This is a genomic window from Isoptericola cucumis, assembly GCF_014635665.1.
GTDB lineage: Bacteria > Actinomycetota > Actinomycetes > Actinomycetales > Cellulomonadaceae > Isoptericola > Isoptericola cucumis.
The window spans coordinates 77,658-99,573 of sequence record NZ_BMDG01000011.1 but is presented as its reverse complement, the minus strand read 5'-3'; the positions used below and the strand labels follow the sequence as shown (position 1 = coordinate 99,573).

Below are 21,916 nucleotides of genomic sequence, written 5' to 3'. Positions count from 1 at the left end.
GGCACCGTGCGCCGGCGGACAGCCGACCGCGCCGAACGACTCGCGCGCCCGCCTCGAGGGGACGAGCGAGACATTCCCCTACACTCCTGACCATGTCTCAGCCACAAAGACGTGGAGGACTGCTGCTTCCGCCCGGGGCACGGCTGCTCCACATCGGTCCGCCGAAGACCGGCACCAGCGCGCTGCAGGCTGCGGCGCACCGAGCACGGCCCGCTCTCCGGGAGGCGGGCGTGCTCTATCCGGGCACCAGGAAGAACCATCGGATCGAGTTCTGCGCGTTCATGGGCATGCCGGACCCGCTGATCAGCGTCTCGGGTGATGCCCGGACGTCGTTGGGGGCGAGCAGGGCCGAGGCGACCCGGGTCCCGCCGGCGTCGGAGTGGACCTCCCTCATGGCCGACATCGAGGCGGAGCCCTCCAGGCGGGTCCTCGTCAGCCACGAGTCGGCGGCTTCCGCCTCGGCACCCATGGCGCGCAAGTTCGTCGACCAGCTGGGTGACGGACGAGCGCACGTCGTCATCACGCTGCGCTCGCCGGCCGCGATGCTGCCGTCCAGGTGGGTCGAGCGGCTCAAGAGCGGGGCGTCGGTCACGTTCGAGGACTGGTTGGCTCGTGTCTACGGCCGCACGCGGCCGCCGATCCCGGAGCGCCTGGCCCGCACGCTCGACCTGGCGGGCCTGGTGGAGCGCTGGGCCGACGCCGCGGGACCTGAGAACGTGACGGTGATCATCGCCGACGAGGCGGACAAGAACCTGCTCACCGACGCGTTCGAGGACCTGCTCGGCCTGCCGGCGAGGACCCTGACCGGAGTGGTCGCCGACGGCGCGGACGCGAACCGGTCGATGTCGCTCCCCGAGGCCGAGCTGTTCCGGCGGCTCAACGCGACCCTGTCCAGCATGCCCGAGGTGCCGTGGCCGGTGTACCTGTATGTCGTGCGGGGAGCGGTCGCCCAGGTGCTCGGGCAGCGGGTCCCCGACGACGAGGAACCACGGGTGCGGATGCCGCGGTGGGCCGCCGAGCTCGCCGTGGAGGACGGCGGGCGCTACGCCAAGCGCATCGCGAACTCCGGTGTGCGGATCGTGGGGGACCTCGAGAACCTGCACCGCGCGCGCCCGGTCCGGGACGAGACGGCGCGCCTGGACGAGAGCTGGCCGTCGTCTCTCGCGGTCGAGGCGCTCACGGGGGCCGTGCTCGGCACCGTGAAGGCGCAGCGGCGGTCCGCCCGCGGGGTCACGACCGCCCAGGACGGCACCGGCCCCGGCGGTGACCTCGGACAGTCGCGAGCGCAGGGCGCGTCCTCCGTCTACACGACGCACGAGCTCCTGGAGGCCCTGTCGATCCGGGTCCGCCACCGACTGCGGACCCGCAGGTCGAAACCCGTCGGGATCGCTCCGCCCTGAGCCACCCGCGCCCGGCACGACGGGTCGGACGGTCGAAGACGACGTCAGCCCCGACCAGGCCCGATCCCCGTCCAGGATCCGACGTCGCACCGCCTGTCGGCGTCGTCGCCGGCGGCGAGGACCGTGCCGTCGGCGCGCAGGCCGAGCGTGTGGGTCGAGCCCGCGGACACCGCGACGACGTCGCGCCAGCCGCCGACGTCGCACTGACCGAGCGAGCTGTCCCCGGCCGCGACGACCCGCCCCGACCCCGCCACCGCGACAGTGTGGTAGCTCCCCGCGGCCAGCCCGACGACGTCCCGCCAGCCGTCCACGGCGCAGGCACCCGTCCGGCGTTCGCCCGTCGCGACGACCCGCCCGTCAGCCCGCAGGCCGACGGTGTGGAGGTACCCGGCGGCCGCGTCGACGAGGTCCCGCCAGCCGTCGACGGCGCACTGCCCGCGGCGGTCGCTGCCGACCGCCAGTGCGCGCCCGTCCGCCTGCACCCCGATCGAGTGCCAGTCGCCGCACGAGACGCTCACCATCTCCCGCCAGGCCTGCACGTCGCACGCTCCCTCGGCGGTCCGCCCGGCGGCGACCACCGTGCCGTCCGCGCGCAGGCCGAGCGTGCGCCGCCAGCCCGCGGCGACCGCCACGACGTCGCGCCACCCGGAGACGTCGCACTGCCCGTCGCCGTTCCACCCCGTCGCGAGCACGGCGCCGTCCGCCAGGAGGCCGACCGTGTGCGACCGGCCGGTGTTGGGCGCGGTGTGGACGTTGCCCGCCGCCACGGCGACGACGTCGGCCCAGCCCTCCACCCGGCACTCGCCCGCGACTCCGTGGCCCACCGCGACCACGGTGCCGTCCGCGCGACGACCGACCGAGTGCCGCCGTCCGGCCGCCAGCACCGACACCGTCACACCTCCGTCCTGCAGCCGCACCGCTGCTCCGGCAACGACGAAGGCCCCGACTCGATGAGCCGGGGCCTTCGTGCCACGTGCGCGAGGGGGGAGTTGAACCCCCACGCCCTTTCGGGCACACGGACCTGAACCGTGCGCGTCTGCCTATTCCGCCACTCGCGCGTGCCGCAGAAGATTAGCACGGCGAGGAGGGTGCTCCCCAATCGCCCCGGGAGGGGCACGACGGGCGGCCTCGGCCCCCGGCTCCGACCCCTCGTACGGGCACCCTCCGGGCGGGCGGCCGCGCAGGTCGTCGTGATCCCCCCGTGACCGGCCGGCCCCGCTTCTGCGCTGAGCGTTCGCAGGAAATCCACACCGCGCGGGGAGGACGTGCTGCGCCGCTGCCTACGATCTAGATAGTCTGCCCGCGGACGTTCGGGCTGACGGAAGGAGGTGGCATGGGCGCTCTGGAGCGCTTCGAGAAGAGTGTCGAGCGCATGATGAACAACGCGTTCGCGAAGGTCGGCCGCAACAGCGAGCTCAAGCCCGTCGAGCTCGCCAGCCGGTTGCGCCGTGAGATCGACGACCGCGCCGCCGTGGTGGGGCGCGACCGCACGGTCGTGCCCAACGAGTTCACGATCGAGCTGTCCACGCCGGACTTCTCGCAGATCGACGCATGGGGCGCGGAGACGTTGGCCGACGAGCTCGCCACCAACCTCACCGAGTACGCGGTGTCGCAGCACTATGCGTTCGTCGGCCCCGTGAGCGTCTCGTTCGAGGAGCACGAGGACCTCGCCGGGGGCCGCTTCCAGCTCCGCTCGGCCACGGTGCGCGGCAACGTCGCGCCCGCCACCTCCGCGGCGCCGTCGACCCGTCACCCCCTCATCGACATCGACGGCCAGCGTTACCTGCTCACCGGTCCCGTCACGGTCATCGGCCGCGACGCCGAGGCCGACATCGTCGTCGACGACCCGGGCGTCTCCCGACGTCACCTGGAGATCCGCGTGACGCCGGAGGGCGTCGTCGCCACCGACCTGGGCTCCACGAACGGGCTGTTCGTCGAGGGGCACCAGGTTCCCGCGGCCACGCTGCTCGACGGGAACACGCTGACGATCGGCCGGACCCGCATCATGTTCTGGACCGGCAGCTCTGCCGGCCAGCCGACCGAGGACTGGTGATCTCCCGAGGATGAGCGAGCTGACGTTCACCCTGCTGCGGCTGGGCTACCTGGTGCTGCTCTGGGTGTTCGTGCTCACGGCCATCGCGGTGCTGCGCCGCGACCTGGCCCCCCGCGGTGCGCCCCGCGCGTCGCGGGCCGAGCGTCGCCGCGAGCAGGAGGCCCCCGCCGTCGCGGCTCCCGCGGCCGCGCCGTCGAAGCCGAAGCGCGGTGCCCCCACCCGCCTGGTCGTGACGGCCGGGCCGCTGTCGGGCACGACGCTGCCGCTGTCCTCGGCGTCGATCCTCATCGGCCGTGCCCCGGGCTGCACCCTCGTGCTCGACGACGACTTCTCCTCCTCGCGGCACGCGCGCATCTTCCCGCAGGGCGACCAGTGGTTCGTCGAGGACCTCGGGTCCACCAACGGCACCTTCATGGGTGACACGAAGGTCTCGGGACCGATCCCGCTCGCGCCGGGCGTCGGCGTGCAGATCGGCCGGTCCGTCGTCGAGCTCCAGGGGTGATCGCCCCATGACCCTCACGCTGCGCTACGCCGCGCGCTCCGACGTCGGCCTGGTGCGTTCCACCAACCAGGACTCCGCCTACGCGGGGCCGCACCTGCTCGTCGTCGCCGACGGCATGGGCGGGCACGCGGGCGGCGACATCGCGTCGCGGCTGGCGATCGCCGCGCTGGCACCCCTGGACGAGCTCACGCACGGCCCGGACCAGGCCCTCTCCGACCTCGAGCACACCGTCGAGCGGGCGCGGGAGGACCTCGTGCGCGCCAGCGAGGCCGACCCGGAGCTGGTCGGCATGGGCACCACGGTCACGGCGCTGCTGCACACGGGCACCACGCTCGCGATGGCGCACCTCGGGGACTCCCGCGCCTACCTGCTGCGCGAGGGCCGGCTCACGCAGGTCACGGTCGACCACACCTTCGTCCAGCACCTCGTCGACACCGGGCGCATCTCCCCGGACGAGGCCGAGCACCACCCGCAGCGCAACGTCGTCATGCGGGTCCTCGGCGACTTCGACGTCGACCTCACCCCCGACATGTCGGTGCGCGAGGCGCGCGGCGGCGACCGGTGGATGCTGTGCTCCGACGGCCTGTCCGGCTTCGTCCCGCCCGAGCAGATCACCGAGGTCCTCGTCGAGTGCGAGACGCCCGACGAGGCGGCCGAGCTGCTGGTGACGCTCGCGATGACGGCCGGCAGCACCGACAACGTCACGGTCGTCGTGGCCGACGTCGTGGACTCCGAGGCCGCGGACGCGGCCCCGGCCGCCGCGGAGGTCCCCGACGCCGACGGCGACGGCACGCAGACGCCGCAGATCGTGGGCGCGGCCGCCATGGGCGACCTGCCCGAGCACCTCACGGCGGGGGCCGACGACCCGGCACCGGCCGAGGACGCCGACCCCGACGACCCGGCGGGCGTCGTGACCAGCGGTCCCGACGACGAGGACGAGGAGGGCGTCGACGACGACGTGCGCCCGCGCCGCAAGCGCCGCCCGTGGCTGGTCGTGCTCGTCGTGCTGGTCGTGCTCGGCGGCGTCGGCTACGGCCTGTGGTGGGCCTACGGCTGGACGCAGGAGCAGTACTACGTCGGCGTCGCCGACGGCGAGGTGGCCGTGTACCAGGGCATCCCCGCCAGCGCGGGACCGCTCACGCTGTCCACGCCCGTGCAGCTCACCGGCACCTCGGTCGACGACCTGCCCGACTACTGGGTGGGCCAGCTCGACGGGTCCATCCGGGCCTCGTCCGAGGCGGAGGCGCGCGAGCGCGCCGACCGGCTCATCGACGAGGCGCAGCCGGAGCCGGAGCCCACCCCGACGCCGACCCCCACGCCCACCCCGACCAAGAAGAGCGAGCCCGCGGACAAGAAGACCGCCGGCACCACCGCCGACAAGACGGCTGCGACGACGGACACCAAGACCGACGCGGCCTCGGGCGGAGGTGCGAAGGAGTGAGCACCGTCGAGACGACGGGCGAGCGCACGGTCTCCTCGACCGAACGCCGTCCGACCCGCCTGGCCGAGCTTTTCCTGCTGATCCTGGCCCTCACCGGGGGCATCCTCGCGTTCGCGATGGTCGGGCGCAGCATCTCCGGCGAGCTGCCGGACGGCTTCTGGACGACGAGCGGGCTGCTCGCCCTGGTCTCGCTCGGCGCGCACGTCGTGCTGCGGCTGCGCGCCCCGTGGGCCGACCAGGTGATCCTGCCTGCGGTCGTGCTCCTCAACGGGCTCGGCCTCGCGATGATCCTGCGGCTCGAGCAGGCGGACATGAACGGCGCGAGCGCGTCGTCGCAGCTGATGTACACGTGCCTCGGCGCCGTCGTCGCGATGCTGATCATCTGGTTCCTGCGCGACCACCGGTGGATCCGCCGGCTCACCTACACGGCGATGGTCGTGGGCCTGGTGCTCGTCGTGCTGCCGCTCGTGCCGGGCATCGGTCGGGAGATCAACGGCGCGAGGATCTGGATCAACATCGGGTTCTCCGTGCAGCCCGCCGAGTTCGCGAAGATCGCGTTCGCCATCTTCTTCGCCGGCTACCTCGTCGCCAACCGGGACACCCTGGCGCTGGCGGGCAAGAAGATCCTGGGCCTGCAGCTGCCGCGCCTGCGCGACCTCGGGCCGATCATCATCGTGTGGGCGGCGTCGCTGGGCGTCCTGGTGTTCGAGCGCGACCTCGGGACGTCGCTGCTGTTCTTCGGCCTGTTCGTCGCGATGCTCTACCTCGCGACGGCGCGGTTCAGCTGGATCATCATCGGCCTGGTGCTGTTCGCGGCCGGGGCGCTGGTCGCCTCCAGCGTGTTCCCGCACGTCGCGGCGCGCATGGACGTCTGGCTGCACCCGTTCGACGCCGAGCTGTACAACTCCGGCAGGTCGTACCAGATCGTGCAGGGCACGTTCGCGATGGCCGCGGGCGGGCTCTTCGGCACGGGCTGGGGCGAGGGCGACCCCTACCTGGTGCCCTTCGCGTTCTCCGACTTCATCTACGCCTCGCTCGGCGAGGAGCTGGGGCTGACCGGCCTGCTCGTCGTCCTCCTGGCGTACGTGCTCATCGTGCAGCGCGGCCTGCGCACCGCCCTCGCGGTGCGCGACGGCTTCGGCAAGCTGCTCGCCGGCGGTCTGGCGTTCGTGATGGCGCTGCAGGTGTTCACCGTCATCGGCGGCATCACGCGGATCATCCCGCTGACCGGCCTGACCCTGCCCTTCATGGCGCAGGGCGGGTCGTCCCTGCTCGCGAACTGGATCGTGATCGCCCTGCTGCTGCGCGTCTCCGACATCGCCCGGCGCCCGTCGGCGCTGCCCGTGCGGGGCACGGTCGCGCCCGGCGGCGCCATGCACGACCCGATCGTCGTGGGCGGCCACGAACGAGGCAGCACCCCGGCCGCCGGCACGCCGGCGGCGGGGACCCCCGTCCGAAGGTCCGCGGCCGACGCACCCGCCGGCGCCACGCCGTCGTCCCACCCCACCGAGATCGTCGGCCGCGCGCCCCACGACCCCGACCACCGCAGCGGAGGTGAGCACCTGTGAACACGACCCTGCGCCGGCTCGCGAACGTCGTCATGGTCATGTTCCTCGCGCTCATGGTCTCGACGACGTGGATCCAGTTCTTCCACGCCGACGAGCTCAACGACGACAACCGCAACGTCCGCAAGATCTGGGCACAGTTCGGCACCGACCGCGGCCCGATCGTGGTCGACGGCGAGGCGATCGCGCAGTCCACGCCGATCGACGACCAGTTCGGCTACCAGCGCGAGTACACGGACGGCCGCCTCTACTCCCCGCTGACGGGCTACTTCTCCATCGTCAGCGGCACGTCGAAGATCGAGGACACCGAGAACGACTTCCTCTCGGGCAGCGCCGACGCCCTGTGGATGGACCGGCTGCGGAACACGCTCACCGGCCGCGACCCGCAGGGGTCGTCGGTCGAGCTCACCATCGACGCCGCCGCCCAGCGCGCGGCGTGGGACGCCCTGGGCGACCAGCGCGGCGCCGTCGTCGCCGTCGAGCCGTCCACCGGCAAGATCCTCGCGATGGTGTCCAAGCCGAACTACGACCCGAACGACCTGGCCACCCACGACTCCAAGGCCGCGAACAAGGCGATGGAGGAGCTGGCCAGCTCCGACGACCGTCCGCTCGAGAGCCGCGCCACCGCGACCCGGTACCCGCCGGGGTCGACGTTCAAGCTGGTCACGGCCGCGGCCGCGCTGGAGAGCGGCGACTACGACGAGAGCACGTCCCTCGACGCCCCCGACCGCTACACCCCGCCCGGCACCGACCGCAGCATCGGCAACTACGGCGGCACGTCGTGCTCGTCCACGGGCGAGATGAGCCTCGCCGACGCGCTGCGGATCTCCTGCAACACCGCCTTCGCGGAGCTCGGCGTCGACCTCGGCAACGAGGCCCTGTACGACCAGGCGTCGGCGTTCGGCTTCAACGCGCCGTTCGAGGTCCCGTTCGAGACCACGCCGAGCGCGTTCCCGCCGCCCGACGACGAGGGCTGGGCCGACGCGTTCGTCGCCCAGGCCGCCATCGGCCAGTGGAACGTCGCGGCCACGCCGCTGCAGGTCGCGATGACGTCCGCGGCGATCGCGAACGACGGCGAGCTCATGGCGCCGTACTCGGTCGAGACGGTCCGCGACCCCGAGCTGGAGGTCGTCGAGAAGACGTCGCCGCGCAAGCTCGAGGACTCCGTGTCCAGCGAGACGGCGAACCAGCTCACCGACATGATGGTCGGCGTCGTCGAGGACGGCTCCGGCACGTCCGCCCAGATCCCGGGCGTGACCGTCGCGGGCAAGACCGGCACCGCCCAGCACGGCGAGGGCCTGCCCCCGCACGTGTGGTTCACCGGGTTCGCCCCGGCGGAGGACCCGAAGGTGGCCGTCGCGGTCGTCGTCGAGAGCGGCGGCTCGGTCGGCACGTCGGAGGCCACCGGCGGCGCCGTGGCCGCGCCGATCGCGCGTGCGGTCATCGAGGCGGTGCTCAACGGATGAGGCCGTCCTCCGGGCTGGCGCTCGGCGAGCGCTACCTGCTCACCCGCCGGATCGCCGTCGGCGGGATGGGTGAGGTCTGGGTCGCGGACGACACATACCTGGGGCGGGAGATCGCCGTCAAGGTGCTCCGCGAGGAGTACACCGGCAACGAGGACTTCCTGCGCCGCCTGCGCACGGAGGCGCGCAACAGCGCCGCGCTGTCGCACCCGAACATCGCGCAGATGTACGACTACGGCGAGCAGGACGGCGCCGGCTTCCTCGTGATGGAGCTGGTGCTGGGCGAGCCGCTCGCCGACCTCCTGGAGCGGGAGCCGGTCGTGACGCCGCGCAAGCTGCTGCCGATCCTCTCGGCGACGTCGCGCGGGCTGCACCACGCCCACCTGGCGAAGGTCGTGCACCGGGACGTCAAGCCCGGGAACATCCTGCTCGAGCACGGCGGCAGCGTGAAGATCACCGACTTCGGCGTCTCCCTGGCCGCGAACCAGGCGCCGATGACGGCCACGGGCATGGTCATGGGCACCGCCCAGTACCTGTCGCCGGAGCAGGCGGTCGGGCAGGCCGCCACACCGGCCTCCGACCTGTACGCGCTGGGCGTCGTGGCGTACGAGGCGACGGCGGGCAAGCGTCCCTTCACCGGGTCGACGCCGGTGGACATCGCCGTCGCGCACGTCAACGCGACCGTGCCGCCGCTGCCGTCGCACGTCCACCCGGGCCTCGCGTCGGTGATCGAGCGCATGCTCGAGAAGGACCCCGGGAAGCGCCCGGCCTCCGCCGCCGCCCTCGCGGACGAGCTCGACGCCCTGGCGCGCGAGATCGCCGAGGACCCGCTCGGGGCGCGGTCGCGCTCCGCCCGGCGCGCCGCGTCGGCGCGCGCCGCCGGCCGGCCCGCCCGCGCCGTGCCCGCTCACGCCGCCCCCACCGACTCCGGCCCTGGCGGCGTCCCGTCACCCTTCGCCCCCGTCGGGTCGGTCCCGCCGTCCGCACCGTCGGCGTCGAGCAGCCCCGCCACGCCGGTCGACGACCCGGTCGACGCCGCCCGCGCCGCGCACCAGGCGGAGGCCGACCGCGCCGCGCCCGACCCGTTCGGTCCGGACAAGCCGGCCGTGCGGGCCTACCCGCTGCGCCGCGACGTGCGCGCGGGCGCGCAGGAGGCCCGGCGCCCGCAGACGCGGCGCACCGGCGCGGACGCGCAGCGCGCGACGCCCGCCGCGACGTCCTCCCGGGCGTCGTCGGCCGCGACCCCCAAGCGCACGTCGACGACCACCGGCCAGCGGTTCGGACCGCTGGGGCGGCTCTCGTGGCCGCTGCTGGCCCTCGTCGGGCTGCTGGTCGTGCTGCTCCTCGCCACCCTCGTGCAGGCGATCGCCGCCCCGGACGACGCGGCTGCGGCGGCGGCCGCGCTGCTCGTCGTGCCCGCCCTCACCCGCGGCGCCCTCGCGACCCCCTATGCTGCGACAGCCGGGCCGACGGCGGCCCGCACCACGGCAGGCGTCGCCGGAGCGCCGCGGGAGCGCGGCCCCGCGCCGACGCTGCCCGGCACGACGAACGTTCGCGCGAGCGTCTCCCCGGACTCTGGGATGATGCACCGAGACTCGTCGCGCGCCTCGCGCGCGACAACGACCGAGAAGGACGACTGAGTGGTGGACAACACGCCCCGTGTACTCGCGGGCCGGTACGAGGTCGGCGAGCTGATCGGCCGCGGCGGCATGGCCGAGGTGCACATCGGGCACGACACGCGCCTGGGTCGCACCGTCGCGATCAAGGTGCTGCGGTCCGACCTGGCGCGCGACCCGTCCTTCCTGGCCCGGTTCCGGCGCGAGGCGCAGTCGGCCGCCGCCCTCAACCACCCGGCCATCGTCGCGGTCTACGACACGGGCGAGGACACGCACACCGACCCGCAGGGCGCGACGTCGCACGTCCCCTTCATCGTCATGGAGTACGTCGAGGGCCACACGGTCCGCGACATCCTGCAGGACGGCGCCGCGGTGCCGATCGAGGAGGCCGTGGAGATCACGGCCGGCATCCTCAGCGCGCTCGAGTACTCGCACCAGGCCGGCATCGTCCACCGCGACATCAAGCCCGCGAACGTGATGATCACGCCCACCGGCGCGGTCAAGGTCATGGACTTCGGCATCGCCCGTGCCATGGCCGACTCGGCCGCGACGATGACGCAGACGCACGCCGTCATCGGCACGGCGCAGTACCTCTCCCCCGAGCAGGCCCGCGGCGAGCAGGTCGACGCCCGCAGCGACCTGTACTCCACGGGCTGCGTGCTCTTCGAGCTCCTCACCGGGCGCCCGCCGTTCATCGGCGACTCGCCGGTCGCGGTCGCGTACCAGCACGTGGGGCAGGCGGCGCAGCGGCCCAGCGAGCTCGCGTCCGACGTGCCCGAGGTGCTCGACCGCATCGTCCTCAAGGCGCTCACGAAGGACCGCGACGACCGCTACTCGACGGCGGCGGAGTTCCGCGCCGACCTCGACTCGGCGCTGCGCGGCGGCAACGTCACCGCGCCACTGCTCGGCGCGGCCGCGGCCGGCGCCGCGGCCACCCAGGTCATGGGGGCGGGCGGCGCCACGCAGGTCATGGACCCCGCGTCACCGTGGGACACCACCGGCACGGCCACGCCCGGCGAGGGCACGCCCGAGGGCGAGGACGAGGGCAAGCGCAGCCGCAAGGGGCTGATGTGGACCCTCATCGCGGTCGGGGTGCTCGCGGTCGCCGCGATCATCACCTTCCTCATCATGCGGCCGGACACGCCCACGCAGGTCGAGGTGCCCACGCTGGTCGCCACGGTCACGCCGGCGGAGGCCGAGAAGGAGATCACCGACGCGGGTCTCCTCTACGACGAGCAGCTCGACGCCGAGTCCACCGAGGAGGAGGGCACCTTCCTCGGGCAGAGCCCCAGCGGCGGCGCGATGGTCGACGAGGGCTCGACGGTCACGGTGACGTTCTCCGCCGGCCCGGACACCATCGGCGTGCCCGAGGTCAACGGCCTGCCCCAGGACCAGGCCGAGCAGGAGATCACCGACGCCGGGCTGGTGGTCGGCGAGGTCTCGCAGCGCAACCACAAGAGCGTCGACGAGGGCCGCGTCATCACGTCCAACCCCGAGGCGGGCCAGGCCATCAACGAGGGCGAGACGGTCGACCTCGTGGTGTCCACCGGTCAGGTGGACCTGCCGGACCTGCGGGGCAGGACGAAGGACCAGGCGGAGTCGACCCTCGCCGACCTCAACCTCAGCTCGAGCATCGAGACCCGCGAGAGCGAGGACGGCGAGCCGGGCACGGTCATCGAGCAGAGCCCGTCCGCCGGGGCCGTCACCCAGGGCACGCGCGTCACCATCGTGATCGCCGAGGAGCCCGAGCCGGAGATGACGACGGTCCCGAACGTGGTCGACCTGACCGAGCAGGAGGCCACCGACCTCATCGGCAGCTGGAGCCTCAACCCGGTCCCGTCGACGGCCCCGTCCGACACGGTCTGCGAGGGCGTGGTCATCGACCAGGACCCGAAGGAGAACACGCAGCTCGAGATGGGCTCGGACGTGAGCTTCACGGTCTCCGAGGGCCCGGGCGACGACAGCTGCGGCGGGGGCGAGGAGCCCACCGACGAGCCCACCGACGAGGAGACCGCCCCCGGTATCGAGCTGCCGGGCCTCGGCGGCGAGGGGTAGCCCTCGCGGGGGCGGCCGCCCGGAGGGCGCCGCCTCCTCAGCCCTGGTGGATCAGCCCTGGTGGATCAGCCCTGGTGGACGAGGGGTGCCATGCCGCGCGACCGCTCGACGGCGCCGGCGTCGCCGCACACGGCGAGCCAGTTGGCCAGCAGGCGGTGGCCGCCCTCGGTGAGCACCGACTCGGGGTGGAACTGCACGCCGTGCAGCGGCAGGTCGCGGTGCTGCACCGCCATCACGACGCCGGACGCGGTCGTCCCGGTCACCTCGAGCACGTCGGGCACGGTCTCCGGCAGCACCGCCAGCGAGTGGTAGCGCGTCGCGGTGAACGGCGACCCCAGCCCGGCCAGGACGCCCGTGCCGTCGTGCTCGACGAGGCTCGTCTTGCCGTGCATGAGCTCCGGCGCGTGCGACACCGTGGCGCCGTACACCTCGGCCAGGGCCTGGTGGCCGAGGCACACGCCCAGCATCGGGGTGCGCGAGCGCGCGCAGGCGCGGATGACGTCCTCCGACGCGCCCGCCTCCTTCGGCGTGCCCGGGCCGGGGGAGACGAGCACACCGTCGAACGGCGTCCCGTCGGCGTCGCGGTAGACGCCCGCGTCGTCGGGCTGCGGGACGGCGTCGTTGCGGACCACGACCGTGCGCGCCCCGAGCTGGTCGAGGTACCCGACGATCGTGTAGACGAACGAGTCGTAGTTGTCCACGACGAGGATCCGCGGCCCGGACGGGGTCCCGCCGGTGGTGGTGCCGGTGGTGGTGCCGGTCGTGTCGGTGTCAGTCATCACGGTGTGCTCGCCTCGACGGTGTTGTCGTTCATGGGGACGTACTCGGAGACCCAGGGGAAGACCCACTCGAAGCACGCGGCGACGACGGCCGCGGCGAGCACCAGCAGGATCAGCACCCGGAGCCACGCGGGGCCGGGGAGAGCGCGCCACAGCAGGCCGTACATCAGGCCACCTTCCCGTCGCCGGCCGGGCCGGAAGCGTCCGTGAGGATCCCCGCGTCCAGCAGCTCGGCGGGGACGCCCTTCTTCGCGGGCGCCCAGTAGTCCAGCTCGCCGTGGATGATGTACCGCTGCGCGGCGGAGTACATGGGGTGGCAGGCCGTCATCGTCAGCAGCCGGTCGGTCAGCTCGGGGATCTCGTCGCCGGGCTGGAGCCCCGGCACGGGGGAGATCACGTCGACCTCCCACGGGTAGACGATCTCGTGGGACGTGACGCGGTAGACGTACCAGGTCTTCTCCGTGCGGACGACGAGCGGGTCGCCCTCCTTGAGGTCGGCGACCTGGTGGTACGGCTTGCCGTAGGTGGTGCGGTGCCCGGCGGTGGCGAAGTTGCCGAGGTCTCCGGGCATGGCGGTGCCGGGGTAGTGCCCGATGCCCAGCCGGTCGAGGATCGTCGCCTTGTCGACTCCCTGCGCGATCGGCTCGACGTAGTCCGCGCCGAACCGCGGCACGTACAGCTTCGCGAAGACCTCGCCCTCGGGGGGTTCGGCCAGCACCGGCGGCTCGTCGTGCCGCTCCGGGGCGACGTCGGGTCCGGCGTCCTGGACGGGCGGCTCCGCCCAGTCCAGGTCGGCCAGCACCTGCTGGTGCACCCGGTCCGCCTGGACGTCCGTCCACCACAGCTGCCACACGACGAAGAGCCCGAGCAGCACGCCCGCGGTGATGAACAGCTCGCCCACGACACCGACGACCGTGCTGCCCGCGCCGCGGCGGGTGTGCGCCCGCGCGTGTCCGGGCGGGCCGCCGCGCCGGGTCACGAGAACACGTCCGTGCCGTCCGGGACGGTCGCGTGCTTGAGCTCCGAGCTGCCGGTGTACGCGGGCAGCTTCAGGGAGTCCGCCTCCTCGACGGACCAGCCGAGCGCGACCCAGTCCACGTACTGCTTGTAGACGGCGACGCCGGGGGAGGAGTCGAGCGAGGAGCGCAGCGCGTCGGGGTCGCCCACCGCCTCGATGACGTACGGCGGGGAGAACACCTTCCCGTGCAGCAGCAGGATGTTGCCGGAGCAGCGGAACGCGGAGGTCGCGGTGACCCGTTCCCCCTGCAGGGTCATCGCCTCGGCACCGCCGGCCCAGAGGGCGTTGATGACGTGCTGGACGTCCTGCTGGTGCACGACCAGGTCGTCGGCGCGCACGCCCGAGATGGACTGGCTGGAGGCGGGGGCGTCGTCGAGCGAGACCCGCAGGCCTGCCCCGTCGACGGGTCGTGACCCGGAGACCACGGACTCGCGCGACGTCAGCTTCTCGCCGCGGCGCGGCAGGTCGGAGCTCGCCTCCTCGCCGAGGTCCTCGATCTGCGCCTCGAGCGAGTTCATGCGGTCGGTCAGCTCGGTCACCCGGTCGGACTCGGCCGTGACGAGCTCCGCGAGGTCCTGGGGCTGGCGGCTGTCACCCGCGTCGGCGAGCTGGGCGCTGGCCGTGAACAGCAGACCTGCCGCGGCGAGGACGCTCGCGACGGACAGGGCCGAGCGCAGTCGACGGTTCATGCGCGCCCCCCTCGGGTCGGTCTGCTGGTCCTTGCGCCGGCCGGCCGGCGGCCGTCCGGTCCCGGGCCGGTTCTCTCGACGACTACGCTAGTCGACACAACCTCCGACGGTCGCGGGCGCCCAGCCCCCGGCCGCCGCCCAGCCCGCCCGGACAGGAGCCGCTCCCGTGCCCGAGTCGAAGTCTCGCAAGAAGAAGGACGTGCCGTCGAAGCCGACGCCGCCCGTCGCAGCCAAGCCGCAGGGCGGCAACCCGCGCTGGCTGGTGCCGACGATGCTCGGGCTCATGCTGATCGGCCTCGCGTGGATCGTCCTGTACTACCTCACCGCGCCCGGCATGGGCCTGCCGATCCCCGCGCTGGGGGGCTGGAACCTCGCCGTCGGTTTCGTGTTCATCATCGCCGGCTTCGGCCTCACCACGCGCTGGAAGTAGGCCGGGGAGCACTCCCGAAAGGCCTGGAACGCGGCGTCCGAGACTTCCACAGGTGTAGTTCCACAGGTGTGAGCAACCCTGTGGACGACGGGACGGAGGGCGGCTCCGCGGCCGCCGCCCGCGCCCGTCAGATCCACCCGACGGCGGTGTACCGCCAGACCGTCACGGCGACGAGGACGACGCCCACGACCGCCGGGAGCAGCCAGCCGACGAGGGCCTGACGCTCCCGCGGGGCGGCCGCGAAGCCCGCGCCCAGGGCCAGCCCCACCACGAGACCGCCCAGGTGGGCCTGCCAGGCGATCCCGGGCACGAAGAACGGGATCGCCATGTTGATGGCGATGAGCACGACGATCTGGGTGGCGTTGCGCCCCATGCGGCGCAGCACGGGGATGATCGCGCCGAACAGGCCGAAGACGGCGCCCGACGCCCCGACCACCGGCGTCGCCCACCCGCCGTCGATCGTGGGCGTCGCCAGCACCAGGTAGCCCACGGACCCGCCGATGGCGGACAGCACGTACAGGGCGGCAAAGCGCCCCCGCCCGAAGACCTGCTCGAGGAACGGCCCTACGAGCCACAGCGCGTACATGTTGAACAGGATGTGCAGCACGCTGCTGGAGTGCAGGAACGCGGCGGTGAGGAACCGCCACGGCTCCTCGATCCCGACGACCGGCGCGAACGCCCACCGCTGGGTCCAGTCCCCGCCGGTGACGAGCTGCAGCACCCAGCTCACCACGCAGATCCCGATGATGGTCAGCGTGACGACCGGACGCCCGCCGCGCACGGCACCGCCGAACGCGGTGCGCTGGGTGGGCACGGCCTTGGCGGCCTGCGCCACGCAGTCGACGCACTGGATCCCCACGGGCGCCGGGCGCTGGCACTCCGGGCAGGTGGGCCGCCCGCAGCGCTGGCAGCGCACGTACGACACGCGGTCGGGGTGCCGGGGGCAGACGGGCGGGCCGGCGGCCGGCTGCGGCTCGGGTGTGGAGATGGCTCAGCCCTCCGTGGGCGGTGGAACGTCAGCGCGGCCGGGGAGAAGGCCGGGGTCGAGGATGTTTCGTCGCAGTCGTATCTTTCCCGAAGTGGAGCGCCCCCTGGGGCGCGTGAACGCGACTGCGACGAAACATCCTCGACCCCGGCCGTCCGACCTGCCGTGCGTGCTGCTGGGTCAGTCCTCGATGGTGACGCTGTTGATGACGATGTCCTCGACGGGACGGTCGCCGGGGCGCGTGCGGGTGGTGCCGATGGCGTCGACGACGGCGCGGGACTCGTCGTCCGCGACCTTGCCGAAGATGGTGTGCTTGCCGGTCAGCCACGGCGTCTCGGTGGTGGTGATGAAGAACTGCGACCCGTTGGTGCCCTCGAGGTCGCCCGTCACCGGGTTGCGGCGCTTGCCGGCGTTGGCCATCGCGAGGATGTACTTCTCGGTGAACGCGAGCTCGGGGTGGATCTCGTCCTCGAACGCGTACCCGGGGCCGCCGGTACCGGTGCCCAGGGGGTCGCCGCCCTGGATCATGAAGCTGTCGATGACGCGGTGGAAGATCACCCCGTCGTACAGCGGGTCGTTGCGCTCGGCGCCGGTGCGCGGGTCCGTCCACGTCTTCGTGCCCTTGGCGAGCCCCACGAAGTTGTCGACGGTCTTGGGCGCGTGGTTCGGCAGCAGCTCGATGCGGATGTCACCGGCCGTGGTGTGGAGGGTTGCGAACATGGGCACATCCTCTCACCACTCCCTCTCCCGGATCGTCCCGGCGTCCGGGGCGTGTACCACTGCGTGGCTCGTGACCTGGTGGCAGAGTGGGTCCATGGTGCGAAAGAGCGTCGGCGACAGTGCCCAGGACATCAAGGACTTCAACTCCAAGCTGGCCTCCTCGCTCGGCGAGAAGGTCGACACCGAGAAGATCAAGGACTCCGCGACGGAGGCTGCCGCGGTGCTGGTCGACGTCGGCTCGCGTGCGGCCGGCGGGGCCAAGGACGCCGCGTCACAGGCCAAGGACTGGGCGGAGCCGCGGGTCGACTCGTTCCTCGAGTGGCTCGTCCCCCGTGCCGAGAAGGCGTGGCGCGACAGCGTGCTCGCCGCGGCGCCGCGGATCGAGAAGGCGGCCGACAAGGCGGGCCCGATGGTCGACACGGCGCACGACAGGATCGTGGACGACTATCTCCCGCGCGTGGTCGCCGCCTTCAACGACGCCGCCACACGGGCCGGCACGGTGGCTGCCGAGGCCGCGCACGAGGCGGCCGAGAAGGCCGGCCGGGCGGGCAAGAAGGCCGCCAAGCGTGCCGCGAAGGAGGCGGCCAAGGCACAGGCCGCGGCCGAGAAGGCCGCCAAGGAGGCCGAGAAGAGCTCCCGCAAGGGCAAGGGCCTGCTGTGGACCCTGCTGCTCCTCGGCGCCGCAGGCGCCGGCTACGCCTTCTGGCGGCGGGCCCAGCCGCAGAACGACCCGTGGGCCGAGCCGTGGGAGCAGACGTCCCGCCCCGACTTCGACGGGGCCGCCCGCGAGGCGCGGCACGCCGTCGAGGACGCGGCCGAGGCCGTCGGCGAGGCCGCGGGCCACGCCGTCGCCCGCGGGCGCGAGGCTGCCGAGCGGGCCGGCGAGAAGGCGGCCGAGCTGAGCGAGGACGTCGGCGACAAGGTCACCGAGGCCGCAAAGAAGGCGACCAGCCGCACCCGCTCGACGGCGCGGAAGGCCGACGGGTCGGCGACCGACACGAAGGCCGGGGCCGACGACGGTGCCGACAAGGACTCCTCGAACGACACGGCGAAGGGGACCGACAAGGACGCCGGCTCGACGAGCTGATCGGTCGGCCCGTCCGGCGCACCCTCGCCGCGACCACACCAGGAACGACGACGCCCTGCCCTCCGGAGGAGGACAGGGCGTCGTCGTGTCGAGCTGGTGGAGCCAAGGGGACTCGAACCCCTAACCCCCTGCTTGCAAAGCAGGTGCGCTACCAATTGCGCCATGGCCCCTGGCTGCCTGGGCGGCCGCTCGGGTCGGCGTGGACCCGCGTCCTGCTCAGTCGATGGTGTCGGTGACCTCGGACCACAGGTCCCGGTCGGCCGCGTCCTCGTTGAGCCGGCGCCAGACGAGATAGCCCGCGCCGAGCGCGAGCAGGAGGACGAACAGCTTCTTCATCTTCAGCCTCCTCGTCGCGGCCGCGTGGCCGCGCCTGTCAGGGCCCGGGCCGTGCGGCCTGGAGTGGGGCTAGGAGGACTTGAACCTCCGACCTCTTCCTTATCAGGGAAGCGCTCTAACCGTCTGAGCTATAGCCCCGGGGGTGCTGCGCGTGAAGCGCGTGCAGCACGGAACACTACCGCACCGCGGGACCCGCCCCCAAACCGGGACCGTCGTCGTCGGGTGTGACGTCGGTCCCGGTCGGGCGGGCCTCCGGCGGCGCCGCGCTCACTCGTCGGTGAGCGTGAGGTGCGCGCCGCCGACCAGCGCGGCCGTGATGTTGTACAGGATGGCCATGATGGTGGCGATCGCCGTCAGGAGCACCACGTTGACGATGGCGATCAGCACCGACAGGGACACCACACGGTCGAACTCGATGAACTGCACGATGTTGACCGTCTGCGGGCCGACGGTCTCCTGCAGGAAGTCCTGCACCGTGTGGAAGGTGCCCATGTCGTTGAGCACGTACCAGACGACCATCGTCGCGACGACGGTCATGAAGCCGATCGCCACGGAGAGCAGGAAGGCGAGCTTCATCACCGACCACGGGTCGACGCGGGAGATCGACAGGCGCACACGGCGCGGGCCGGCGTCGCGGACGACGCCGCTCGCCGCCCCCGCGGTCCCGATGCCCGTCGCCACGGCCGGGTGCACGTCGCCGCTCGAGTAGTGCATCTCCGGACGCGGCTCCTGCGGCGCGGCGGGCGCCTCGCCCTCCTGCGGCCGCGCCGGGTCCGGCATGACGGACTGCACCTTCTTGGCCGCGGACTTGGCCGCGGCCAGCGCCGCGGCGGCCGCCTTGACGGCGCCGTCCTTCACGGGCGACGCGCCCGTGCCCGCGGACCCGGGGGCCTCGGCGGAGGCTGCGGCGCCCGCCGAGACCGTGCCCAGCACCCTGGCCGGCTCGCCCGGCGCGGCGCCCGTGGACGACGACGGCACCGGGCTCCTGCGGTGCGTCTGGTCGTCGATCTCCGGCTCCGCGGCGGGCGGCGCCGGCACCGGCGTCGCGTTCGCACCCGACGTCCGGGTCGACGCGCTGTTCTCGCTCATCAGTCCTCGTCCCCGCTGCTGCTCTCGTGCTCGTCGGCGGCCTCTTCGTCCACGCTAACCGACTCGGCGGCGACCGCCTCCTCGACTTCCCGACGCTCGACGTTCCGGGCGACGGCGATGATCCGGTCGCCCTTGTCGGGCTTCGCGAAGGTGACCCCCTGCGTGGTGCGCCCGGTGAGGTTCACCTCGCCGACCGCCGAGCGCACGATCTTGCCACGCTCCATGATGACCAGCACCTCGTCGTCCGCCTCGGTGACGAGCGCCCCCACGAGGTCTCCACGAGCCTCGACCAGGTTCGCCACCTTGATGCCGTAGCCGGCGCGCCCCTGGACCCGGTACTCGGTGATCGCGGTGCGCTTGGCGAAGCCGCCCTCGGTCACGACGAACAGGTCGGTGCCCGGCGTCACGACGTCCGCGTTGAGCAGCTCGTCGGCCTCGCGGAACTTCATGCCGGTGACGCCCGACGTCGCACGGCCCATGGGTCGCAGCGTGTCGTCGTCGGCGGGGAAGCGGATCGACTGTCCCTTGCGCGAGACGAGGATCAGGTGGTCGTCCGCATTCACCAGGCGGGCCGCGACCAGCTCGTCGGGCGTGCCGTCCTCGTCCTCGCGCAGGTTGATGGCGATGAGCCCGCCCGAGCGCGGCGAGTTGTACTCGCCGAGGCGGGTCTTCTTCACCAGGCCGCGCCGGGTGGCGAGCACGAGGTAGTCGGCCGCCTCGTAGTCGGGCAGGTCGAGCACCTGCGCGATCTGCTCGCCCGGCTGGAACGCCAGCATGTTGGCCACGTGCTGGCCCTTGGCGTCGCGGCCGCCCTCGGGCAGCTCGTACCCCTTGGCGCGGTACACGCGGCCCAGGTTGGTGAAGAACAACAGCCAGTGGTGGGTGGTGGTGACGAAGAAGTGCTGGACGATGTCGTCCTCGCGCAGGGCCGCGCCCCGCACCCCCTTGCCGCCGCGGCGCTGCGCCCGGTAGCTGTCGGTGCGGGTGCGCTTGGCATAGCCGCCGCGCGTGATCGTGACGACGACCTCCTCCTCGGGGATGAGGTCCTCGATCGACATGTCGCCGTCGTACGGGAGCACCGTGGTGCGGCGCTCGTCACCGTAGCGCTCGACGATGTCGTCCATCTCCTCGCGCACGATGTCGCGCTGCCGCTCGGGCTTGGCGAGGATGTCGCGGTAGTCGTCGATCTCGGCGCGCAGCTTGGCGTGCTCGTCGAGGATCGCCTGGCGCTCGAGGGCGGCCAGCCGGCGCAGCTGGAGCGCGAGGATCGCGTTCGCCTGCTGCTCGTCGATGTCCAGGAGCTCCATGAGGCCCGTGCGCGCGTCGTCCGCGTTGGGGGAGCGGCGGATGAGTGCGATGACCTCGTCCAGCGCGTCGAGGGCCTTGAGGTAGCCCTCGTAGATGTGGATCTTGTCCTCGGCCTCCTTGAGGAGGTATTCGGTGCGCCGGCGCACGACCTCGATCTGGTGCGTCGTCCAGTGCCGCACGAAGGCGTCGAGGCTGAGCGTGCGGGGCACGTCGTCGACCAGCGCCACCATGTTCGCCGCGAAGTTGTCCTGCAGCGGCGTGTGCTTGTACAGGTTGTTGAGGACGACCTTGGCGATGGCGTCGCGCTTGAGCACGATGACGAGGCGCTGGCCGGTGCGGCCGGAGGTCTCGTCGCGGATGTCCGCGATCCCCTGGATCTTGCCGTCGTTGACGAGGTCCGCGATCTTCGACGCCAGGTTGTCCGGGTTGACCTGGTAAGGCAGCTCGGTGATGACGAGGCAGATGCGGTTCTGGATCTCCTCGACGTTCACGACGGCCCGCATCGTGATCGAGCCGCGGCCCGTGCGGTACGCCTCCTCGATGCCCTTGGTGCCGAGGATCTGCGCGCCCGTGGGGAAGTCCGGCCCCTTGATGCGCTGCATGAGCGCGGCGAGGAGCTCCTCCTTGCTCACGTCCGGGTTGTCGAGGTGCCAGCGCACGCCCTCCGCGACCTCGCGCAGGTTGTGCGGCGGGATGTTGGTCGCCATGCCGACGGCGATGCCGGCGGAGCCGTTGACCAGCAGGTTGGGGAACCGCGCGGGCAGGACGACGGGCTCCTGCGTGCGGCCGTCGTAGTTGTCCTGGAAGTCGACGGTGTTCTTGTCGATGTCGCGGACCATCTCGAGCGCCAGCGGCGCCATGCGGCACTCGGTGTACCGCGGGGCGGCGGCCGGGTCGTTGCCGGGCGAGCCGAAGTTCCCCTGGCCGGCGACGAGCGGGTACCGCAGCACCCAGTCCTGCACGAGGCGCACGAGGGTGTCGTAGATCGCCGTGTCGCCGTGCGGGTGGAACTTGCCCATGACGTCGCCCACGACGCGCGAGCACTTCGAGAACGCGCGGTCGGGGCGGTAGCCGCCGTCGTACATCGCGTAGATCACGCGCCGGTGCACGGGCTTGAGGCCGTCGCGCACGTCCGGCAGCGCGCGGCCCACGATCACGCTCATCGCGTAGTCGAGATAGCTGCGCTGCATCTCCAGCTGCAGGTCGACCTGCTCGATCCGGCCGTGGTGCACCGCGACCGCGCCCTCGGGCTGCTGGACCGTCTCGGGTGCCTCGTCGCCGGGCACGCCGTCCGTCATGTCGGGGCCGGGGGTCTCGTCCGTCACCGTCTACCTCTACCTTCCTGCGCCGCCAGGGCGCGGGTCCCGTTCGTCCTCGTTC

General features: G+C 72.7%; 21 protein-coding genes and 3 tRNA genes. 10 read left to right on the top strand and 14 right to left on the bottom strand.

What is annotated here, in order from left to right:
- Nucleotides 1-235: 235 nt before the first annotated feature.
- Nucleotides 236-394, bottom strand: a complete 159-nt coding sequence (locus IEW03_RS15710) for a hypothetical protein (protein ID WP_188524638.1) — start codon at nucleotides 392-394, stop codon at nucleotides 236-238.
- Here IEW03_RS15710 and IEW03_RS15705 point away from each other — a divergent pair.
- Nucleotides 393-1,400, top strand: coding sequence for a hypothetical protein (locus tag IEW03_RS15705; RefSeq protein WP_188524637.1), 1,008 nt, complete (start codon nucleotides 393-395; stop codon nucleotides 1,398-1,400). The genes IEW03_RS15710 and IEW03_RS15705 overlap by 2 nt on opposite strands.
- A 44-nt stretch (nucleotides 1,401-1,444) precedes the next feature.
- Here IEW03_RS15705 and IEW03_RS15700 read toward each other — a convergent pair whose 3' ends face one another.
- Entirely contained in the window at nucleotides 1,445-2,296 is an 852-nt protein-coding gene (locus tag IEW03_RS15700; protein WP_229738242.1) for an RCC1 domain-containing protein, read from the bottom strand.
- 78 nt (nucleotides 2,297-2,374) lie between these two features.
- A tRNA-Leu gene (locus IEW03_RS15695) sits at nucleotides 2,375-2,458 on the bottom strand.
- Nucleotides 2,459-2,733: 275 nt separating this feature from the next.
- Here IEW03_RS15695 and IEW03_RS15690 point away from each other — a divergent pair.
- Genes IEW03_RS15690 through pknB form a run of 7 tightly spaced genes read left to right on the top strand, consistent with a single transcriptional unit; the run spans nucleotide 2,734 to nucleotide 12,095 of the window.
- On the top strand, nucleotides 2,734-3,453 hold the full coding sequence (locus IEW03_RS15690; protein WP_188524636.1) for an FHA domain-containing protein: 720 nt from the start codon (nucleotides 2,734-2,736) through the stop codon (nucleotides 3,451-3,453).
- 10 nt (nucleotides 3,454-3,463) lie between these two features.
- A complete protein-coding gene (locus IEW03_RS15685; protein ID WP_188524635.1) occupies nucleotides 3,464-3,955 on the top strand; it encodes an FHA domain-containing protein FhaB/FipA in 492 nt (163 codons plus the stop codon).
- Between the two features lie 7 nt (nucleotides 3,956-3,962).
- A complete protein-coding gene (locus IEW03_RS15680) occupies nucleotides 3,963-5,396 on the top strand; it encodes a PP2C family protein-serine/threonine phosphatase (RefSeq protein WP_188524634.1) in 1,434 nt (477 codons plus the stop codon).
- On the top strand, nucleotides 5,393-6,964 hold the full coding sequence (locus tag IEW03_RS15675) for an FtsW/RodA/SpoVE family cell cycle protein (RefSeq protein WP_229738241.1): 1,572 nt from the start codon (nucleotides 5,393-5,395) through the stop codon (nucleotides 6,962-6,964). Before IEW03_RS15680 ends, IEW03_RS15675 begins: the two co-directional genes overlap by 4 nt.
- The gene (locus tag IEW03_RS15670) at nucleotides 6,961-8,427 is read left to right on the top strand and encodes a peptidoglycan D,D-transpeptidase FtsI family protein (protein WP_188524633.1); all 1,467 of its coding nucleotides are present in this window, start codon (nucleotides 6,961-6,963) and stop codon (nucleotides 8,425-8,427) included. The genes IEW03_RS15675 and IEW03_RS15670 overlap by 4 nt, the downstream gene beginning before the upstream one ends.
- Entirely contained in the window at nucleotides 8,424-10,064 is a 1,641-nt protein-coding gene (locus IEW03_RS15665; RefSeq protein ID WP_188524632.1) for a serine/threonine-protein kinase, read from the top strand. The genes IEW03_RS15670 and IEW03_RS15665 overlap by 4 nt, the downstream gene beginning before the upstream one ends.
- The gene (gene pknB / locus IEW03_RS15660; RefSeq protein ID WP_229738233.1) at nucleotides 10,065-12,095 is read left to right on the top strand and encodes a Stk1 family PASTA domain-containing Ser/Thr kinase; all 2,031 of its coding nucleotides are present in this window, start codon (nucleotides 10,065-10,067) and stop codon (nucleotides 12,093-12,095) included.
- Nucleotides 12,096-12,160: 65 nt separating this feature from the next.
- On the opposite strand, the gene IEW03_RS15655 is transcribed toward pknB, so the two are convergent.
- From IEW03_RS15655 to IEW03_RS15640, 4 genes are read right to left on the bottom strand one after another with little or no spacing between them, the layout of a single operon-like run.
- Nucleotides 12,161-12,874, bottom strand: a complete 714-nt coding sequence (locus IEW03_RS15655; RefSeq protein ID WP_229738231.1) for an aminodeoxychorismate/anthranilate synthase component II — start codon at nucleotides 12,872-12,874, stop codon at nucleotides 12,161-12,163.
- Nucleotides 12,874-13,041 carry a hypothetical protein gene (locus IEW03_RS15650; protein WP_188524631.1) on the bottom strand — a complete coding sequence of 56 codons (168 nt, stop codon included), beginning with the start codon at nucleotides 13,039-13,041 and terminating at the stop codon, nucleotides 12,874-12,876. The genes IEW03_RS15655 and IEW03_RS15650 overlap by 1 nt, the downstream gene beginning before the upstream one ends.
- Entirely contained in the window at nucleotides 13,041-13,853 is an 813-nt protein-coding gene (locus IEW03_RS15645) for a class E sortase (protein ID WP_188524630.1), read from the bottom strand. Before IEW03_RS15645 ends, IEW03_RS15650 begins: the two co-directional genes overlap by 1 nt.
- On the bottom strand, nucleotides 13,850-14,581 hold the full coding sequence (locus IEW03_RS15640) for a DUF881 domain-containing protein (protein ID WP_188524629.1): 732 nt from the start codon (nucleotides 14,579-14,581) through the stop codon (nucleotides 13,850-13,852). The genes IEW03_RS15645 and IEW03_RS15640 overlap by 4 nt, the downstream gene beginning before the upstream one ends.
- A 166-nt stretch (nucleotides 14,582-14,747) precedes the next feature.
- On the opposite strand from IEW03_RS15640, the gene IEW03_RS15635 reads away from it, so the two are divergent.
- On the top strand, nucleotides 14,748-15,011 hold the full coding sequence (locus tag IEW03_RS15635) for a cell division protein CrgA (RefSeq protein WP_188524628.1): 264 nt from the start codon (nucleotides 14,748-14,750) through the stop codon (nucleotides 15,009-15,011).
- Nucleotides 15,012-15,138: 127 nt separating this feature from the next.
- Here IEW03_RS15635 and IEW03_RS15630 read toward each other — a convergent pair whose 3' ends face one another.
- On the bottom strand, nucleotides 15,139-15,936 hold the full coding sequence (locus tag IEW03_RS15630) for a rhomboid family intramembrane serine protease (RefSeq protein WP_229738229.1): 798 nt from the start codon (nucleotides 15,934-15,936) through the stop codon (nucleotides 15,139-15,141).
- Between the two features lie 240 nt (nucleotides 15,937-16,176).
- Nucleotides 16,177-16,716 (bottom strand): peptidylprolyl isomerase, encoded by a 540-nt coding sequence (locus IEW03_RS15625; RefSeq protein WP_188524627.1) that lies wholly within the window; start codon nucleotides 16,714-16,716, stop codon nucleotides 16,177-16,179.
- Between the two features lie 94 nt (nucleotides 16,717-16,810).
- Here IEW03_RS15625 and IEW03_RS15620 point away from each other — a divergent pair, with 94 nt between their 5' ends.
- On the top strand, nucleotides 16,811-17,803 hold the full coding sequence (locus tag IEW03_RS15620; protein ID WP_188524626.1) for a hypothetical protein: 993 nt from the start codon (nucleotides 16,811-16,813) through the stop codon (nucleotides 17,801-17,803).
- Nucleotides 17,804-17,897: 94 nt separating this feature from the next.
- Here IEW03_RS15620 and IEW03_RS15615 read toward each other — a convergent pair.
- The 5 genes from IEW03_RS15615 to gyrA form a co-directional block, all read right to left on the bottom strand.
- Nucleotides 17,898-17,973 (bottom strand) — tRNA-Ala (locus tag IEW03_RS15615).
- A 46-nt stretch (nucleotides 17,974-18,019) separates the two neighbouring features.
- Nucleotides 18,020-18,139, bottom strand: coding sequence for a DLW-39 family protein (locus tag IEW03_RS20475; RefSeq protein WP_225565891.1), 120 nt, complete (start codon nucleotides 18,137-18,139; stop codon nucleotides 18,020-18,022).
- 64 nt (nucleotides 18,140-18,203) lie between these two features.
- Nucleotides 18,204-18,277: transfer RNA gene (locus IEW03_RS15610), tRNA-Ile, on the bottom strand.
- A 129-nt stretch (nucleotides 18,278-18,406) separates the two neighbouring features.
- A complete protein-coding gene (locus IEW03_RS15605) occupies nucleotides 18,407-19,228 on the bottom strand; it encodes a DUF3566 domain-containing protein (RefSeq protein WP_188524625.1) in 822 nt (273 codons plus the stop codon).
- Nucleotides 19,228-21,861 (bottom strand): DNA gyrase subunit A, encoded by a 2,634-nt coding sequence (gyrA, locus tag IEW03_RS15600; protein ID WP_371870634.1) that lies wholly within the window; start codon nucleotides 21,859-21,861, stop codon nucleotides 19,228-19,230. Before gyrA ends, IEW03_RS15605 begins: the two co-directional genes overlap by 1 nt.
- Nucleotides 21,862-21,916: the final 55 nt, after the last annotated feature.

What these genes read in the sequence shown, in the direction of transcription:
- IEW03_RS15705 (WP_188524637.1), top strand. Translation starts at nt 393, where the DNA reads ATGGCCGACATCGAGGCGGAGCCCTCCAGGCGGGTCCTCGTCAGCCAC.
- IEW03_RS15710 (WP_188524638.1), bottom strand. Translation starts at nt 394, where the DNA reads ATGAGGGAGGTCCACTCCGACGCCGGCGGGACCCGGGTCGCCTCGGCC.
- IEW03_RS15690 (WP_188524636.1), top strand. Translation starts at nt 2,734, where the DNA reads ATGGGCGCTCTGGAGCGCTTCGAGAAGAGTGTCGAGCGCATGATGAAC.
- IEW03_RS15685 (WP_188524635.1), top strand. Translation starts at nt 3,464, where the DNA reads ATGAGCGAGCTGACGTTCACCCTGCTGCGGCTGGGCTACCTGGTGCTG.
- IEW03_RS15680 (WP_188524634.1), top strand. Translation starts at nt 3,963, where the DNA reads ATGACCCTCACGCTGCGCTACGCCGCGCGCTCCGACGTCGGCCTGGTG.
- IEW03_RS15665 (WP_188524632.1), top strand. Translation starts at nt 8,424, where the DNA reads ATGAGGCCGTCCTCCGGGCTGGCGCTCGGCGAGCGCTACCTGCTCACC.
- IEW03_RS15655 (WP_229738231.1), bottom strand. Translation starts at nt 12,874, where the DNA reads ATGACTGACACCGACACGACCGGCACCACCACCGGCACCACCACCGGC.
- IEW03_RS15650 (WP_188524631.1), bottom strand. Translation starts at nt 13,041, where the DNA reads ATGTACGGCCTGCTGTGGCGCGCTCTCCCCGGCCCCGCGTGGCTCCGG.
- IEW03_RS15640 (WP_188524629.1), bottom strand. Translation starts at nt 14,581, where the DNA reads ATGAACCGTCGACTGCGCTCGGCCCTGTCCGTCGCGAGCGTCCTCGCC.
- IEW03_RS15625 (WP_188524627.1), bottom strand. Translation starts at nt 16,716, where the DNA reads ATGTTCGCAACCCTCCACACCACGGCCGGTGACATCCGCATCGAGCTG.
- IEW03_RS15620 (WP_188524626.1), top strand. Translation starts at nt 16,811, where the DNA reads ATGGTGCGAAAGAGCGTCGGCGACAGTGCCCAGGACATCAAGGACTTC.
- IEW03_RS20475 (WP_225565891.1), bottom strand. Translation starts at nt 18,139, where the DNA reads ATGAAGAAGCTGTTCGTCCTCCTGCTCGCGCTCGGCGCGGGCTATCTC.
- IEW03_RS15605 (WP_188524625.1), bottom strand. Translation starts at nt 19,228, where the DNA reads ATGAGCGAGAACAGCGCGTCGACCCGGACGTCGGGTGCGAACGCGACG.